Origin of the sequence: Konateibacter massiliensis (genome assembly GCF_900184995.1) — a bacterium.
GTDB classification, from domain to species: domain Bacteria; phylum Bacillota; class Clostridia; order Lachnospirales; family Lachnospiraceae; genus Lachnotalea; species Lachnotalea massiliensis.
The window spans coordinates 2,709,182-2,725,724 of record NZ_LT860099.1 but is presented as its reverse complement, the minus strand read 5'-3'; the positions used below and the strand labels follow the sequence as shown (position 1 = coordinate 2,725,724).

General features: G+C 40.5%; 14 protein-coding genes. All 14 read right to left on the bottom strand.

All coding sequences use genetic code 11. The features are described 5' to 3' along the window. Positions 1-434 precede the first annotated feature (434 nt). Positions 435-1,592 carry a substrate-binding domain-containing protein gene (locus CTY48_RS18095; protein WP_099469843.1) on the bottom strand — a complete coding sequence of 386 codons (1,158 nt, stop codon included), beginning with the start codon at positions 1,590-1,592 and terminating at the stop codon, positions 435-437. A 57-nt stretch (positions 1,593-1,649) separates the two neighbouring features. Further along, positions 1,650-2,897 carry a sugar ABC transporter permease gene (locus CTY48_RS18090; RefSeq protein ID WP_099469842.1) on the bottom strand — a complete coding sequence of 416 codons (1,248 nt, stop codon included), beginning with the start codon at positions 2,895-2,897 and terminating at the stop codon, positions 1,650-1,652. Next, positions 2,894-4,462: an ATP-binding cassette domain-containing protein gene (locus CTY48_RS18085; RefSeq protein ID WP_099470220.1), complete on the bottom strand. Its 1,569-nt coding sequence runs from the start codon at positions 4,460-4,462 to the stop codon at positions 2,894-2,896. The genes CTY48_RS18090 and CTY48_RS18085 overlap by 4 nt, the downstream gene beginning before the upstream one ends. A 58-nt stretch (positions 4,463-4,520) precedes the next feature. Continuing rightward, positions 4,521-5,354, bottom strand: coding sequence for a Cof-type HAD-IIB family hydrolase (locus tag CTY48_RS18080; protein ID WP_099469841.1), 834 nt, complete (start codon positions 5,352-5,354; stop codon positions 4,521-4,523). Continuing rightward, a complete protein-coding gene (locus tag CTY48_RS18075) occupies positions 5,351-6,580 on the bottom strand; it encodes an ROK family transcriptional regulator (RefSeq protein WP_099469840.1) in 1,230 nt (409 codons plus the stop codon). The genes CTY48_RS18080 and CTY48_RS18075 overlap by 4 nt, the downstream gene beginning before the upstream one ends. A gap of 348 nt (positions 6,581-6,928) precedes the next feature. Further along, positions 6,929-7,948 carry a DNA/RNA non-specific endonuclease gene (locus CTY48_RS18070; RefSeq protein ID WP_236355023.1) on the bottom strand — a complete coding sequence of 340 codons (1,020 nt, stop codon included), beginning with the start codon at positions 7,946-7,948 and terminating at the stop codon, positions 6,929-6,931. A gap of 634 nt (positions 7,949-8,582) precedes the next feature. Further along, positions 8,583-8,972 (bottom strand): isopeptide-forming domain-containing fimbrial protein, encoded by a 390-nt coding sequence (locus tag CTY48_RS18065; protein ID WP_099469839.1) that lies wholly within the window; start codon positions 8,970-8,972, stop codon positions 8,583-8,585. A 127-nt stretch (positions 8,973-9,099) separates the two neighbouring features. Further along, positions 9,100-10,431, bottom strand: coding sequence for an MATE family efflux transporter (locus CTY48_RS18060; RefSeq protein WP_099469838.1), 1,332 nt, complete (start codon positions 10,429-10,431; stop codon positions 9,100-9,102). Between the two features lie 12 nt (positions 10,432-10,443). Beyond that, positions 10,444-11,208: an ABC transporter ATP-binding protein gene (locus CTY48_RS18055; RefSeq protein WP_328587815.1), complete on the bottom strand. Its 765-nt coding sequence runs from the start codon at positions 11,206-11,208 to the stop codon at positions 10,444-10,446. Beyond that, entirely contained in the window at positions 11,205-12,020 is an 816-nt protein-coding gene (locus CTY48_RS18050; RefSeq protein ID WP_099469837.1) for an ABC transporter ATP-binding protein, read from the bottom strand. The genes CTY48_RS18055 and CTY48_RS18050 overlap by 4 nt, the downstream gene beginning before the upstream one ends. After that, positions 12,020-12,841, bottom strand: a complete 822-nt coding sequence (opp1C, locus tag CTY48_RS18045) for a nickel/cobalt ABC transporter permease (protein ID WP_099469836.1) — start codon at positions 12,839-12,841, stop codon at positions 12,020-12,022. Before opp1C ends, CTY48_RS18050 begins: the two co-directional genes overlap by 1 nt. Further along, positions 12,841-13,785: a nickel/cobalt ABC transporter permease gene (gene opp1B / locus CTY48_RS18040; protein ID WP_099469835.1), complete on the bottom strand. Its 945-nt coding sequence runs from the start codon at positions 13,783-13,785 to the stop codon at positions 12,841-12,843. Before opp1B ends, opp1C begins: the two co-directional genes overlap by 1 nt. A gap of 160 nt (positions 13,786-13,945) precedes the next feature. Continuing rightward, a complete protein-coding gene (gene nikA, locus CTY48_RS18035) occupies positions 13,946-15,544 on the bottom strand; it encodes a nickel ABC transporter substrate-binding protein (RefSeq protein WP_099469834.1) in 1,599 nt (532 codons plus the stop codon). 96 nt (positions 15,545-15,640) lie between these two features. Then, positions 15,641-16,531, bottom strand: a complete 891-nt coding sequence (locus tag CTY48_RS19990) for a LysR family transcriptional regulator (RefSeq protein ID WP_099469833.1) — start codon at positions 16,529-16,531, stop codon at positions 15,641-15,643. Positions 16,532-16,543: the final 12 nt, after the last annotated feature.

Sequence of the window (16,543 nt, the reverse complement as noted above, 5' to 3'; positions counted from 1 at the left end):
ATTTCATAGCAAATATATTTTGCTATAAAAATAAAAAAAGATACACTTTCCAATCGGAAAATATATCTGCCACCAATTCATAACTTGACTCATTTACAATACGGAAGCTTGCGCTTCGATATTATTCCCCTGTAACGTGAGGTCACGGCTGCAGCTACTTGAAACTCGTTCACCTTGCATCTAACAAACCCATTCCTTACGGCTCTCCATACCGGTTTCCACCAATCCCGGCTCTCTGAAATGTACTTTCCGTAAGTACTCTCTTTGATCATCGATTTTTCTTTATTTTTTATATCCTATCACCTTTTTTATGTGGTGTCAAGGTATAATATCTATTTTTAAATTATTTAAACAAATAAGGAAACAGAAATCTGCCGCTTCACAATTTTCTAATTGTTGAAGCGGCAGATTTTATTTGAAATTTTATTGAAAAACTATTTCAGAAGTGCAAGACGATCAGGATCGTTTGCAAATGCTTCTTTCGCATTTTCTTTTGTAACAACAACCGGAGCAAGTTCATAAATATCAACATCCTTCTTTCCGTTGTTTACAGTTACATCAGTTTCCGGCATTCTTCCGCCAGCCTGGAGTGTTTTAATAATCTCAACTGTTTTTCCCACAAGAACATCAGTCGGTTTAGCTACCGTCGAATACTGTTTTCCTGCCCAAATCCATTCAACTGATTCGTTCTCAGCATCAAGACCTGAAACAACAGGAATGCTTTGTCCTGCCTGCTCAGAAGCAGTAATGATAGCGCGAGCAATACCATCGTTTGGTGACAAAACTCCATCAATTTCCTTGTCTGAATAGAAACCTGAAAGCAGAGAATCCATACGAGACTGTGCCTTAGCGTTATCCCAGTCAAGAGTTGCGCACTGAGTAAAATCAGTCTGTCCTGATACAACTACAAGTGTACCGTCATCAATCTTTGGCTGAAGCACTGACATAGCACCTTTAAAGAAGTTAGGAGCGTTCGGGTCAGCAGGACCACCGCCAAATAACTCGATATTATAAGGTCCTTCGCCTTTTTGTGCTGCCAAACCATCGAGTAACGCCTGACCTTGTAATTCACCAGTTCTGATGCTGCCAAACTGTACTACGCCATCAACACCGGTAGTATTCTCAAGCAGACGATCATAACCAATGACAACAATTCCTGCTGCTTCAGCTTCTTCCAAAACAGCACCAAGCTGTGAACCATCAACTGGACCAACTACGATAACCTTAGCACCATTCTGAATCATAGACTCAATCTGCTGTTGCTGCTGAGGAACCTTGTTATCAGCTGCCTGAACAATTACGTTGAAGCCTTCTGCTTCTAACTGCGTCTTAAACATTTCTTCTGCTTCTTTCCAGTTCTGAGTACCGAGCCATGGCAGAGAAACACCTATGGTTGCTCCCTCTTCAAAACCTACGGCTGCTTCCTGTGTATCCGCTTCCGGTGTTTTTGTGTCTTCCGTGCTTGACTCTGCAACCGGAGTGCTCTCTGCCGAATCAGTTGCAGCTTCACGTCCCCCGCCGCAACCTGCCAGTGCTACTGTCGCAACCAATACAGTTGCAATAAGCATGGATACATGTTTTCTCATTTTCATAAAATAATCCTCCTTTTTAAAGTCCTTTGACTATATAAGGCCCGGCCGTACAGTTTGTTATGAATCACTGCCGGCAGGCTTGCCTTGCTTAGATTTGGTTTCCTTATCCGGAAACAGTCTTCCAATGATGGAGTTACGTCCATTCACCTTGTTATAAACATCAAACGCAACTGCTGCGAGTAATACCAGCCCCTTTATTACCTGTGTACGGTCAGCACCAACTCCCATAAGCATAAGACCAGAGTTAAGCACAGCCATCACCATACCACCTACCATTGTAGCAAAAACTGTACCGATACCACCTGAAACTGCAGCACCTCCAATAAATACTGAGGCAATCGCATCCAATTCCCAGCCGTTTCCATCCGAAGGACCAGCGGCAGTGGAGCGACCCACAAACATGATGCCAGCCAAAGCTGCAAGAAATGACATATTCAGCATAGTAAGAAAATACGTTCTCTGCACATTTACACCAGACAAAGCTGCAGCACTTTTATTTCCGCCAACCGCATAGATATGACGGCCAAACTGTGTACGTTCGGTAATTGTGTGGTAAATGATAATCAAAATAACTAAAATCAGTCCCGGTACAGGAAATGAAGTTCCCGGACGTCCACTGCCAAAAAGCCATGTAAAGTAGCCGATGATTGTTCCTACCAAAATAATCCGCACTACCACTGCCCAAAGCGGTTCCTTCGTGCCGTTAACACCAGTCGAACGGGCATGTTTGCGTAGCTGCGATACCGCAAAGCAGACGATTGCAATAGCTCCCAACAACAAGGTTGAATTGTTCATTCCCGTAAATGCCGGACCCCACTCTGGCAGATAACCTGCGCCAAACCATTTAAGCTCTGACGGTGCCGGTACTGAGATAGATTTGGATATCCAGATGACGCCTCCTCGGAAAATCATCATACCTCCCAAAGTTGTGATAAACCCTGGAATGCCAAGCTTAGCCACCCAGAAGCCCTGCCATGCGCCGGCTGCAACACCGATTGCCAAAGCGACAATTACTGCAAGCCACCACGGAAAATGAAGATCTCTAGCCACCAGAGCCATAACCATTCCCGAAAATCCGGCTACAGAGCCAACAGACAAGTCAATTTGTCCGATAACGATAACCATCAGCATGCCAATTGCCAAAACTAATACATATGCGTTGCCAGATAGCAGATTTTGGAAATTGGAAGAAGTAAGCATCCTTCCTCCTGAAGTGATATTAAAGATAATAATTAGCGCCGCCAGAGCGAGCACCATTGTGTACTGACGAAGTTCACCGCCTAATACTTGCTTTATATATTTCATGATACATTTCCGTCCTTTCCTATATCAGAACCCTCCGCAGAGGTATCCGTCATCATTCTCATGAGGCTTTCCTGATTAGCTTCGCTACTGTTTAGCTCTCCCGTTATACTTCCTTCAAAAATAGTATATATCCTGTCTGCCATACCCAACACCTCCGGCAACTCAGATGAAATAAGTATGACCGCTTTCCCTTGATCTGCCAGTGCATGAATTAGACGGTAAATTTCATATTTAGCACCGACATCAATACCCCTTGTCGGTTCATCCAAAATTAAGACCTCCGGCTCCGTAAACAACCATTTGCCCAAAACCACCTTCTGCTGGTTGCCACCCGACAGCGTATTTACCCCGATATCAACGCTTGGTGCCTTAATATTCATAGATTTACGGTACTCCTCGGCAGCTTTTAACTCTTTATCCGCATTGAGCAGAGCCCCCCGCTTAATTGCCTTTAAATTTGCCGACACGATCGTCTTGCGGATGCTGTCAAGCAGGTTGAGTCCCAAAGTTTTGCGATCCTCGGGCACATAAGCTATGCCATGTCTGATAGCGGAGGATACGGAGGTAACTCGAACCTCTTTTCCCCTGATTTTAATCGTTCCTCCCAGATATTTACCATAGTTGCGTCCGAAGATAGAACGCATAAGCTCCGTTCTTCCCGCACCCATAAGACCTGCAAAGCCGACTATTTCTCCGGCTCTGACATAAAAATTGGAATTTTTGCACACTAGCCGCCCTGCAATATGAGCATCTTCAACACACCAGTCAGACACCTCAAAAATAATCTCTCCCGGATGGGATTCATGCTCCGGATAACGGTTTTCAATCGAACGCCCTACCATGGAACGAATGATACGATTCTCGTCAACCTTCCCCGCCTCTACGGCATATGTATCGACTGTGTGACCGTCACGGATTACTGTAACTGCGTCGGATATTGCTGCAATCTCATTGAGCTTGTGCGAAATCATGATGCACGTGATGTCCTTTGTTTTTAAATCCCGCATGATATTGAGTAAATTTGCAGAATCAGCCTCGTTGAGTGCAGATGTCGGCTCGTCGAGAATCAACAGCTTAACATTTTTGGATAATGCCTTGGCAATTTCTACTAATTGTTGCTGGCCTACCCCCAGATGTTTAATCTGCGTATTCGGATCAATATCCATCCCTACTCTCTCTAGCAGCTCTCTCGTGTAATTTCGAGCAGTATCCCAGTCAATCAGGCCATGCCTGACTACTTCGTTCCCCATAAAAATGTTTTCGGTGATGGACAGCTCCGGAATCATTGTCAGCTCCTGATGAATAATTACTATACCAGCACTCTCTGATTCCTTTATATTTTTAAAAGTCATTTCACTGCCCATGTAAATAATTCGGCCTTCATAGGTGCCGTAAGGGTAAACGCCGGACAAAACCTTCATCAGTGTTGATTTTCCGGCTCCATTCTCTCCGCAAATTGCGTGAATCCCCCCTTTGCGCACCTCTAAAGTTACGTCGTCCAAGGCACGCACACCCGGAAAAACCTTGGTAATTCCTTGCATCTGAAGGATTAAAGGATGTTCCATATACTTAAACCTACCTCCCTGTATACCCGCCTTTTGGCAGGCAAATATTGTTGTAATGCTATATCTGTTTCCCTGCAAAATCCAATTGTCTAAGCCCTGCAAGCACACCCTCGTGATCGTTATCCAACGTAATCCTTCGTGCATGCCGCTTTACTTCCTCCGGTGCATTGCCCATGGCAAAGCTGGTGCCGGTAGCAAGCAGCATATCTATATCGTTAAAATTGTCACCAAACGATACGGCAGCTTGAAGAGAAATATTGTAATCCATACATAGGTATCTGACTGCACCTGATTTTGAGACCGTTCCATCCATAATTTCAAGGTAGGTTTCTTTGGATCGGTAAATGGATAACTCAGGAAATTTTTCTTTCATTGCTACGTTCAAAGCAGTAATCTGTTCCGCTTCTCCCATGCACAAAAACTTATGTATATGTCCGTCTGGCAAAATAAAATCGGAGACTCTCCCTTCTACCGGCGCGGATGATGTAATTTGTTGTTCCTGTACCACCCATTTATCGTCAACATTATCTACAATCCAGTTATTATGGCAAAAAGCACTGCAACAAATATGCTTCCATTCTTTTTTTACAAATGTGTCAATAAGAACCGCCTTTTTGCGCTCAATCCCCAACGTTTTGAGACAGTTCCCATACTGATTGAGAATAAGTGCACCGCTGTAACAAACAATAGGTGCTTTTATTCCCACTTTATCTTGTATCGGCAAAATTCCCGAAGGCATACGCGCCGATACCATTATAAAAGGAATTCCCATACGATAAAGTTCCCGTATTTTCTGCACCGTACTTTTAGAAATTTGATTTTTCGAATCTATGAGTGTTCCATCAATATCGCAAAAGACTATTTTATATTGCACCGCTTCTGGTCCGATCAAATAGAATTCACCTCTTCTTCTTTTACTGCCAAAAACGCACTAGGCATTTGCAGTACCCTGTTTGTCGCTATAGCAGCAGCGCCATACAGAGTAGGGTCAACTTTTAGGCTGGATATTTTAATTTTCACCCTGCTGTGCAATTCGGGAATCGTTCGCTGGTTCACCACCTCCTGTATCGTAGGAAGTAATAAATCCCCGCCTTTGGATACACTGTCGCCAATGACAATAATATCGGGGTTATAGGAATTAATCAAAGTAACACAGCCGTACCCGATATATTCCGCAATCTCCTTTACCAACTCCAACGCCTTTAGGTCACCTCTACGAGCCTCTTCAAAAACGGCATTGCAGGCATCCGTTCTTTGCCGATTACCTTTAGCAAAACATTCCGGCACACGCTGCTTCGCCAACTTTAATATGACAGGAGCTGAACAATACATTTCTAGGCAGCCATAGTTACCGCATTCACAGCGAGGTCCCTGAGCATCTATGCTAATGTGTCCAATTTCACTCGCAGCCCCCTGTGAGCCCAGCAGTAAACTGCCACGATCGATAATACCAGATCCTATTCCCTCTCCTGCCAAAAAATAAGCCAACGTATTCATCGACTTGTCATGATCTCCAAACCACCATTCCGCCAGCGCTCCCGCGTTGGCATCTTGTTCGATGAAAAAGGGCTTGTTAAACTCATCTTTGAATTCTTCAATAAAATTAATATTGTGCCAATCGGGCATTCGGGTTACCATGGCGATTCGTCCCTCGGTCCGAAGATAAGGTCCAGGTACGGCAAGACCAATAGCTGCTACATTCTTATACTCTTTCAGCATATCATGTATCTGCTTTTTCATAGCGGAAAGCACTGATCTTTGATCTTGCTCAAGAGGGTATTCCGTTTCGGTCTGGGTATATATTTTACCTGAAATATCGAATACACCTACAGCAAACATATGCCTTGCAAATTTTACTCCAATAATCTGATGTCTGTCGGCATTCAGCTTCAATCCTATGGAGCGGCGGTTACCACTGCCCTTTATGCTGCCTACCTCAGATACTATGCCCATCCCCATCAGCGCCGCTACTATTTTGGTAATAGAAGCTTGAGTAAGACCCATTTGTTTGGCTATATCTGCCCGGGAGCAGATTTCTCGCTGCTGTAATATCTTTACAACAGCAGAGCGATTCATCTCAGTCAAATCACTATTGTTATTACCTATTGTGTCTCTCATTTTCGTTATTCAACCTCTTTCTGTGCTCCAAACTAAACATTCTTGCGTTAATTAATTAACTCTGTTTATATATTAACGCAAGAATGTCTAGTTGTCAATTTTTTTCGCAAATTAAATGATTATGTGTACATTATCACAAATCGCCCTATTCCACCTTGGTTAATTTGTATACTTTTTTATCGTTTTTTCATCATTTATAATCATATCGTCATTTCTCATTGAAGCAAAAAAAGAAAGCCGCCGCTTCACGATTTTTGAATCGTTTTGAAGCGACAGCCCCATATTTTAATTTCCACATTCAATACTAACGTTGAATAAATAATATTTAATAATAAATAAAAGTTATAATTATTGTGGCGGTTTACACTTGCTGCATGGTCCCAGCCCCTTTGCCTTAGCCTGGTCCAATGTAGTAACAATATCACTCTGTCTTAAATACTGGCATCCAGCACTGTGATACTTCTTTCCAGTTTTAGTTATATGTACTTCAATACTCGTTTGGTCGGTATTATCCACTACCTCTTCGGTTTGTTCCACTACTGTTGTGTCTTGGGTGGCTGTCGTGCTTCCTGCCGCTGCAGCCGAAATCGAATCACTAGATGAACCACTTTCATTTGACTGATAATTGACTTTTGCATTCAGCTCATCCGGATTAACATTGTCAAAATCATCAACAATTTTTTCACCATTTAAGACATATTCATAATGATAATGAGAAGGTGTTTGGGTTGTTGCATCCGGATATGTAATAATAGCCACAAAGCTTGTACAGTCGCCGGCATCCCGAATAACCTTTTCCATATATGCTTGGTCGCCATGGCGATTTAGGGTACTATTCTGGGGGGTAATATTATAAGCATTGGAAACGCCACCCAAAGAGTCCGCTATGACGTGTCCTTTGTCTAAATCCGATTGCTCCGTTCCGGGTACTTTTGCTTCATCATTATAATAGCGACCATCGCTGTTCACTGGTTCAGTATCATCATCTTGCAATATAATTTTATCAGCAGTTACATAAACTAGTTGACCATACTCATTTGTATATGCCCAATACTCCCTATCGCCATACCCAATATTTACGGCAACATTAGCTTGTCTATCACCTGATAAATCGCCGCCATCAACCTCGATAATGGTGTAGGTGGCTCCATTATATTCCTTCGTATCGACTGTTTCAATATCAGCCTTTGCCCCTTCGGCTTCTTGTGTCTGCTCAACCTCACTGGCCTCTATCGCATTGTCAGCGGTTGACTCGGAGCATCCAGCTATCAATAAGACAATTAACAAAGGTAAAAATGCCTTAATGCTCTTTCTATTTACCTGCTTACCTAGGCTTGATAAAACTTGTAATAATTTTTTGTGTTTCATATTTTCTCCCTCATTTGTATAATTTATATCTCTTGAAATTATAACATAATTAGATAAAAATAGTATATATTTCCTATGTCATTACAAAACTTGGGTATTTTTAACATATCATAGGCTGCCTCAACGAGCGTATTGTTGTAGTCACTGTAGGACGGTCCAAATGGTAATATGATATAAGTTAATTATTTGTAATCATGCCCCCATCACATAACGAGCTGTTAATATTTTGCACGCTTTGCGCTCTCAGCAGGGTCACAATCCATAATGTATCAGGGGGCGGTTCAAAACCACTCCCTTCGAAATTTTCTATGATTAAACAAAATATTATGCGCACCTCGCGGAGTGGAAGTAGCTGCTATGCAACCCGCTCGGGCGCAAAGTGTGAGCAAAGCTCACACTCTCTTAAATGCCCATTACCAAGTACCAGAAACCACAGTTTCACGGACACCATATACAGCGCCAACACCATGGGCAACGACGCCAGCAGCCGTTTCTCCGGCAACAGAATCGATATCCACAGCACGGGCAGCAACAACAACATGGGGATGCATTTCTAACCACGACGGTGTTGCTTTCAACCGTATAGCGTGCAGTTCTTACATCTGCACAATTCGTCATGACAAAGCAATCATTGCTACGCTTTTGTAACACGAAAGGTTACATCATAACTATCTCCAACAGGAATATCAGGCATCGCAGTGATTTCCAGTTCACCGGTAGTTGTATTATAAGTGAAGTCAGTACCTAGGGTGAGTTGTACACCATCAACATAAACGCTGTCCACGTCAAGTTTTGCGAGAGTAGGGTCTATCGTATCTGTGAATACAACATCCTCAGCAATAACGACTGCATCGAGATTTGTAACAGTAACTGTATACGACAGCACGTCTCCGTGCCAAACAGTCATATCAGCTACTTTGTCAACTTTTATAGAAGGTATTTCCACCTCAGCTGTGGAGGTATCAAACATTAGTTCCGCACCGAACATGGCTTCTGCTCTACCGACATTAGTTAATAACGGCATATACGTTCCCTCCTAACATCATGAGAGATATTGATTACTCATGATACTATATAATATGCGTATGAGCTGTACAATGTTCGTGAGTATTGCCATATCGGACGAGGAGGGAATACTGGATCTCATTGCTTTAGGCGGTTTTCAGTTTCCCAATTTCATGCATATAATAGACTCCAAATATAATGGACATAATGAATGAGCTTATGGGGTAACAGATACCCAGAAAATAAATTGTCGGGTTGAGAGGAAATATAAAATGAACCCATATTACCCGAATCCCTACTATACCGGTCAAGGTAATCAACATTGGTACAAATGCCTTTCCAAGTCCTCTTAACGCTTGTGCAAACATTTGATAAGGAATACCCAATAAGTACATCGGCATGATTATAAACATCAGGCTGCCGCCCAGATTGGCAACCTCCAAATTTTCTGTGAACAAACCAAGCAAAGGCATTCGAAAGAACATAAAGCCTGCCACTAACGTAATCGTAATAATATAGCTTAACATAACAATCTGTCTTACCGATTGTTTTACTCGATCAACTTTATTTGCTCCTAAGTTCTGTCCGACAAAAGTAATGACTGTACTCGCCAATGAAGATACGAATATATCGACAATATTATCAATTTTTACATAAGCTGCCCAAGCGGTAACGGTCAAATAACCAAAGCCATTGATAGCACTTTGTACCAAAATATTCGACAGACTGTACATAATACTTTGCAATCCGGCAGGTATGCCAATGCTGCATATATCTTTTATTATTTTGCCGTCTAATTGCAGGACTATTTTTTCGGCCGGTATTTTCTTGCATATCATGATTCCTAGTATGATTGCACTTGCTGCTTGTGCCAGTATCGTTGAGAAGGCTACTCCAAACACTCCCCATTTCAGCACGATTACAAACGTAAGGTCAAGCAAAACATTTGCAAAACTGCAAAAAACAAGTACATAGAGAGGTGTTTTAGAATCTCCCATCGCTCTTAAGGCACCCGAAAAAATGTTGTATAGTACACAGAAAATTAAACCGCACAAAAATGTGCGAAGATATGTGCTGGCATACTCCATCGTCTCAACAGGAGTATTCATTGCCACCAACAGTTTGTCCGAGAATACAAAGCCAAAAATCGAGAGCAATGCTCCCAAGACAGCAAAAATTACACTTCCATTATAAATTACCTGCCTTACCGCATCTATATCCTGCCTTCCATAAAATCTAGACGTATAGGCTGTGATACCTGTTGATACTCCCACGAAAAAGTTGATTAGCATACCACTTAGCTTTGCAGCCGAGCCACCTACTGCTGAAAATGCAACATCACCTAAATTCTGCCCGACAATAATACCATCTACTATTGTATAAAAATGTTGGAAGAAGGAACTGATTACAATTGGGAAGAAAAAGTATAGAACTTCCTTCCAAATCACGCCCTCTGTAATTCTATTTTCTTTAAGCAAAACAGTTCTCCTTTAAATTGAAATAATCGTATTTAATAATTTTTTTGCATACTCATCCTTTGTATGTGCAATCTCATTTACATTGATAAACTCTGTAACCCTCCCTTGATAAATAAACATTACTTTATTGCATAAATAAGTTACAGATGTCAAATCATGTGTGATAAATATGTAAGTAAGACCTAATTTTTCTTTTAACTCCTTAAGCAAATCCATAATCTGGACTTGTGTGTGGGCGTCTAAGGAACTGATTGCTTCATCAAACAAAATAACTTTCGGATTTACTGCAATTGCTCTTGCAATACAAATCCTTTGAAGCTGCCCGCCGCTTAATTGATGCGAGAATCTATTCGCAAACGAATCGTCTAAACCTACCATATGTAAAAGCTTTGAAATTTCTTCTTGATAATTCAATTGCTTTTTCGTTCTTTTTGAAAACAAACAGAGCGCCTCTTTTATAATTTCAGAAACGGTAAATCTAGGATTCACAGATGTATTATAATCCTGAAAAACAATGCTAATATTTTCGCTTAAGAATTTTTTTGTTTGTTTATTTTTATATGGATTGATATTTTGAAATAAATATTGCCCCGCTGTCGGCTTCAAAAGTCCCGTTAAAATCCTGCCCAACGTACTCTTTCCGCTTCCGCTTTCTCCCAGTATTCCAAGGCAATCTCCCTGTTCAATCACAAACGAAATATCCTTTAAAACCTCCTGTTTTTTTGAATTAAGTTCGCTTTTAAACTCCATACATACCTGATTAACTGAAATCATCATACAAGGTCACCTCCCAACACCTTTTTATAGACATTCATAACCGCAGAGCGTTTTTCGATAAGCAGTCTGGTGTATTCATCCTTCGGTGATTGCAAAATCTCTGAAAAAGTGCCATTATCTACAATTTTTCCCCCGTTCATCACAATAACTGTATCCGCAATCATAGAGGCAATTCCCAAGTCATGAGTAATAAAAATCATTGTGGTATGCTGATTTTTTAATCGCTTAAGCTCATCCATGATTTCAAATTGGGTAATCGCATCAATTGCTGTTGTAGGCTCATCTGCAATGAGTATTTTGGGATTTAGGGTTAAAGCAATACCAATCATAATTCTTTGAAGCATTCCGCCGCTTAGTTGGTGCGGATATTTTCGTAGTACCTCCCCCGGCTCTTTTATCTTCATTTTCTCCAGTATTTCAACAGATTTTTGATATATTTCCTCCTTAGACCAGTTTGTATGCGCCAAAAACGTTTCTGCCATCTGGTAATCAATGCGGTAAAGACTGTCAAAGCAGGTCATCGGGTTTTGCAGTATCATTGTCAAATCGCTTCCGCGCATTTTCCGCAGTGCTTCGGCATCCTGTTCCATCAGATTTCTCCCCTCTAAAAAAGCACTTCCGCTTATATCAAAATTATTGTCCAGCAGACCCATAACCGCTTTCATCGTCACACTCTTCCCGCTTCCGCTTTCTCCCAGCACGCAAAGGCACTCCCCTTTGCTGACACGAAAGGAAACATCTTTTATAATTGAATGCTTTCCTTTTTTTCCGTTATATGTAACATTTAAATTTTTAATTTCAAGTATCGGCATTACATCTCCTCCTTTGGATCTAAGGCGTCACGCAATACATCTCCCAGAAAGTTAAACGCTGTAACCAAAACAACAATCGCTATTCCGGGCGCTAACATTTGTACTGGATTAGTTGTAAGAGCATTTTTTGCCTCATTTAACATAGCTCCCCATTCCGGTATCGGAGCTTGTACCCCTAATCCCAAAAATGACAAGGTGGAAATATTGATAATTGCCCAGCCGATATCCAAGCTTGCAAGAACCGCCATTTCCGATGCAATGCTTGGCAGCATATGTTTGCTCAGTATAAAAAACTCATTATTTCCTACAACACGTGAAAAACGAATAAAATTTTTATCCTTGTGCTGTAAGACACTGGTACGAATCATGCGAGCATACCACGCCCATTTGATGAGTATATTTGCCAATATTACATTTCTGACGTCAATACCCAATAATGCTACCACTGCAAACACCATAATCTGACTTGGAAAGGATAGCATAACATCCACAACCCTCATAATAATTTCATCAATAAGCCCACCAAAATATCCCGAAATAAGCCCCATCACAGCACCTAATCCTATCGTCCCAAGCATTGTAAGTATCGCCAGCCCCAATGTCGGGCGAATACCATAAATCATTCTGGAGAGAATACACCTACCCAAATTATCCGTTCCAAGAGGATATTCCAGACTAAATCTGGCAAATTTATTTAATATATTGGTTTCATAAGGATCATGCGGTGCAAAAAACGGTGCAAAAATACCGACAAATGCAATTAGAATGATAAACCCGCTTGTCAACATAAATCCTCTATGTCTTAACAGTCTTTTTAACATTACGCTTCCTCCTTTCGCAGTTTTGGGTCAATTGCACATTGAACTATATCAAACAACAGGTTAAACGTTACAAATAAAACACCGATAAACAGTACATAGGTTTGTATAATCGGATAATCCCTGTTAAAGATGGATTCGATACAAAGAGTACCTAATCCGGGGATAGCAAACACATTTTCCACCACAATGGTTCCTGAAATAAGCTGGGGAATACTCATACCAACAGCAACCACACATGTGTGGAGGGAATTTCTTAAAATGTGCTTTGTCAAAATATCTTTTTGCTTTAATCCTCTCACATTAGCATATAAAACATAATCTTGCTTCATATTATCCAGCATATTATTACGTATCAGACGAATAAAGGTAGAGATATAAGTAAGCGCTACCGTAACAGACGGCAAAACAAGGCTTTTCAGACCCTCGCCAATTCCGCTGGTAGGCAGCAAATCAAGCTTTATGCTTACAATCCACATTAAAAGAAGCCCCACCCAGTAAGCCGGCATAGCAGTTGTCATAAAAATAAATCCTCTCATTATTTTGTCGAACCAGCTGTCTTTATAAACAGCACAAAAAAAGCCGATCGGCAGGCTTAAAAAAATAACAAGAACAAATGAAATTCCGGCAAGCATTAACGTATTTGGCAATGACCTTGTCATTTCCCCTAAGACAGTACGCTGCGGATTCACATAGCTAATTCCAAAATCCAACTGTATGCAGTCCGCCAGCCAGTTAAAATACCGAATAAAAAAAGGGTCATTCAAACCCATTTCTTCTCTTGTCTTTTCAAGCAGCTCATCTGAAATCACAGCCACCTGATTTACTCTAAGCGCTACCTCTGCCGGGTCTGAAGGTATTATATTGATAAACACAAAGCATAGAAACGAGATGGCAAGCAGCAGCGGAATTGCTGTTAATAGTCTGTTAATAATATATTTTTTCATTGTTACCTCCATAAGAAAGTGTGCTCATAAATAGCTTTTATACCATAGGAAGTTCAAAGAACTTTTCTATGGTATAAAAATATTGCTGGGCAAGCAAGCCTCCCCAACAATATTTAGTGTCAGAATTTTACCTTCGGTGCTTTTGACACCTTAATCAAATTTATTTAAAAAACATATCTGTAAAAGGAATTTCGTATTGAGACTGGGTAAACCCAACCCCGTCCAAAGAAGAGGTATAAATCGCTTTATTGCATTCATAGGTAAGAGGAATATATACCGCGTCTTCATGCAATCTTGTCAGAACAAATTCATACAATTCCTGACGTTCCTCCTCATCAACTGACAGCATAATTTTATCAATCGCTTCATCAATCTCTGCTTTATCCTCTAATCCCTGCTGTGCTGCATAATCACCATAAACCGGACCTGTCATACCAGAAAGGGAAGACTGTGGGTCATATGGTGTTCCCCAAGAAATATTAAATACCATGTCAAAGTTACCCGCTTTCATATTGTCTCGATAGGATTGTTCCTCTTCACCATGAATATTCAATTTCACTCCAAGCTTTAAATATTCAGACTGTAAGTATTCAGAGATATTTTTTTCCGTTACACTATCACTGTTGTAGAGCAATTCAATTTCAAATTTCTTACCGTCTTTTTCAAGAATACCGTCTGCTCCCTTTGTCCAGCCTGACTCTGCAAGTAAGCTTTCTGCTTTTTCTGCATTATAGGTAAACGGCTCTAAATCAATATCACAATACGGAACGGTCTTTGCATATAAAGTTTCTGCAACTGCTTCCAGCCCATAGAAAATCCCGTCAGAAATCGCCTGCTTATTCGTCGCATAGGAAAGAGCATAACGTACATTTTTATCGCTTAGAATTTCATGTGTCGTATTCATAACAATTTGTCTTGTAGAAGTCGGATCTGACAATGCAATACTGAACTTCTCATTATCCTGATAATTTTGCAGTGCATCGGCATCAATCATATTTTTACCGAAAATCAAATCAATTTCGCCTTTTTCCAATGCCAGAATTCTCGTCTGATTATCCGGAATTACTTTGACTGTGATTTTTTTAATTTCCGGCTTGTCACCCCAGTAATTCTCATTACGCTCGAATACCGCATATTCGTCTGTCACAAAATCAGTAAGTATGTAAGGACCTGTTCCAATGTATTCCGTTACACCATCCATCGTACTTCCATCCTTCATTGCCTTTGGAGAAATCATTGCAAAAGGACGAATCATAGACAGCTCGGTCAGCATCGGATAATAAGGTGCCGATAGCTGAATAACAAATGTATTTTCATCCGGTGCATCTACACTTTCTAAAACACTCATCATAGTAAGCCATACATGACGCTCGCTGTTCTCCAAGATAGCATCAAAATTTGCCTTAATTGCATGGGCATCGCAAACTTCTCCGTCCGAAAAAGTAACACCTTCCCTAATTTTAAAGGTATAGGTCTTTCCATCCTCAGAGATTTCCCAACTCTCTGCCAATGCTCCTTCAAACCCGCCTTCAACCATATCAATCAGACCGTCATAAATCATATTTTGTGCATACATTTCCCCTGCATAAAGATGAGGATTCAAATCACGAATATCTCTATAATTTACAAAAACCAATTCCTCTCTCCCCTCGCCTGTTGCCACTGAGGCGTCAGTTTCACTTGTCTTTTTAGACGCACAGCCTGCGAGCATAGCTGTTACCAATGTTGCTGTAAGCACAGCCTTTAATAATTTTTTCATATTTTCACAACCTCCTGTTATTTGTCGTTTGGATTATAACACAGGTTAGTTGCATCTAACCAATACTCAAAAGTTAGAGGTATGTATAACTTTTGGTTATACATACCTCATCAGGTAAGAAAGAAATTCAGTTGCTTTTTCACTTAATTCAGTGGATCTGTTTTTAATATATCCCAATGTAAGCTGCTTTTCAGGAGCATCAATCCTTATCTTTGAAAAGGCTCTTGTCCCTTTTGTATCAATACCTAAATAGCATAAATCCGTTTTTTTCAGCATCAGGGAGACAAGGTGATCACTATTCGTCAGAACTCTATCATCAAAATAGGCTGTATTGATTTCATTTAAAACATAATCAAAATGATGTTCTACCGAAAAAAAATCTCTTACTCCTCTTATATACTGTAATTCTGACAATTCTTCCAGCGTAATCGCTTTTTGGGATTTATACAGCTTATTTTTTTCTCCGACATATACACATAACTCACATTCCTTCATGGGTACAAATTCTAAATGCTTGTGTGTCATAATATGTTTAAATGCCTGTTCTTGCTTTGGAAAAATATAAAGAATACCAAACTCACAAATACCTTTGTACACAAAATCAATCATATCCTGGACCGAACCTTCGTGGTATTCCAACTGAAACTGTGTTTCCTGCTCATTGTAAAAAGCTGTCAATGCATTTGAAATCAATTTACTTGGATACGAAGCTAAAGTCAAATGTACTTCTTTTGTACCAAGCATGGTATCTTTCATAATATCAATTTGCCTTAAAACATTTTTAGCATGGTGATAAAACCTTTCTCCATGTGTCGTTAGCTTTAAACCTTTACTTGTTCTTTTAAACAATTTTTGGTTGATTTCTCTTTCTAACACAGCTATCGATTTGCTAACCGCCGGCTGAGAGGTATATAGCTTTTCACTTGCTTTATAAAAACTTTTTTCTTCAACTGAAGCAACAAAATATTCCAGCTGCCTAATTTCCATCTGTTATTCCCT

What these genes read in the sequence shown, in the direction of transcription:
- CTY48_RS18095 (WP_099469843.1), bottom strand. Translation starts at nt 1,592, where the DNA reads ATGAAAATGAGAAAACATGTATCCATGCTTATTGCAACTGTATTGGTT.
- CTY48_RS18090 (WP_099469842.1), bottom strand. Translation starts at nt 2,897, where the DNA reads ATGAAATATATAAAGCAAGTATTAGGCGGTGAACTTCGTCAGTACACA.
- CTY48_RS18085 (WP_099470220.1), bottom strand. Translation starts at nt 4,462, where the DNA reads ATGGAACATCCTTTAATCCTTCAGATGCAAGGAATTACCAAGGTTTTT.
- CTY48_RS18075 (WP_099469840.1), bottom strand. Translation starts at nt 6,580, where the DNA reads ATGAGAGACACAATAGGTAATAACAATAGTGATTTGACTGAGATGAAT.
- CTY48_RS18070 (WP_236355023.1), bottom strand. Translation starts at nt 7,948, where the DNA reads ATGAAACACAAAAAATTATTACAAGTTTTATCAAGCCTAGGTAAGCAG.
- CTY48_RS18065 (WP_099469839.1), bottom strand. Translation starts at nt 8,972, where the DNA reads ATGCCGTTATTAACTAATGTCGGTAGAGCAGAAGCCATGTTCGGTGCG.
- CTY48_RS18055 (WP_328587815.1), bottom strand. Translation starts at nt 11,208, where the DNA reads ATGATGATTTCAGTTAATCAGGTATGTATGGAGTTTAAAAGCGAACTT.
- CTY48_RS18050 (WP_099469837.1), bottom strand. Translation starts at nt 12,020, where the DNA reads ATGCCGATACTTGAAATTAAAAATTTAAATGTTACATATAACGGAAAA.
- opp1C (WP_099469836.1), bottom strand. Translation starts at nt 12,841, where the DNA reads ATGTTAAAAAGACTGTTAAGACATAGAGGATTTATGTTGACAAGCGGG.
- opp1B (WP_099469835.1), bottom strand. Translation starts at nt 13,785, where the DNA reads ATGAAAAAATATATTATTAACAGACTATTAACAGCAATTCCGCTGCTG.
- nikA (WP_099469834.1), bottom strand. Translation starts at nt 15,544, where the DNA reads ATGAAAAAATTATTAAAGGCTGTGCTTACAGCAACATTGGTAACAGCT.
- CTY48_RS19990 (WP_099469833.1), bottom strand. Translation starts at nt 16,531, where the DNA reads ATGGAAATTAGGCAGCTGGAATATTTTGTTGCTTCAGTTGAAGAAAAA.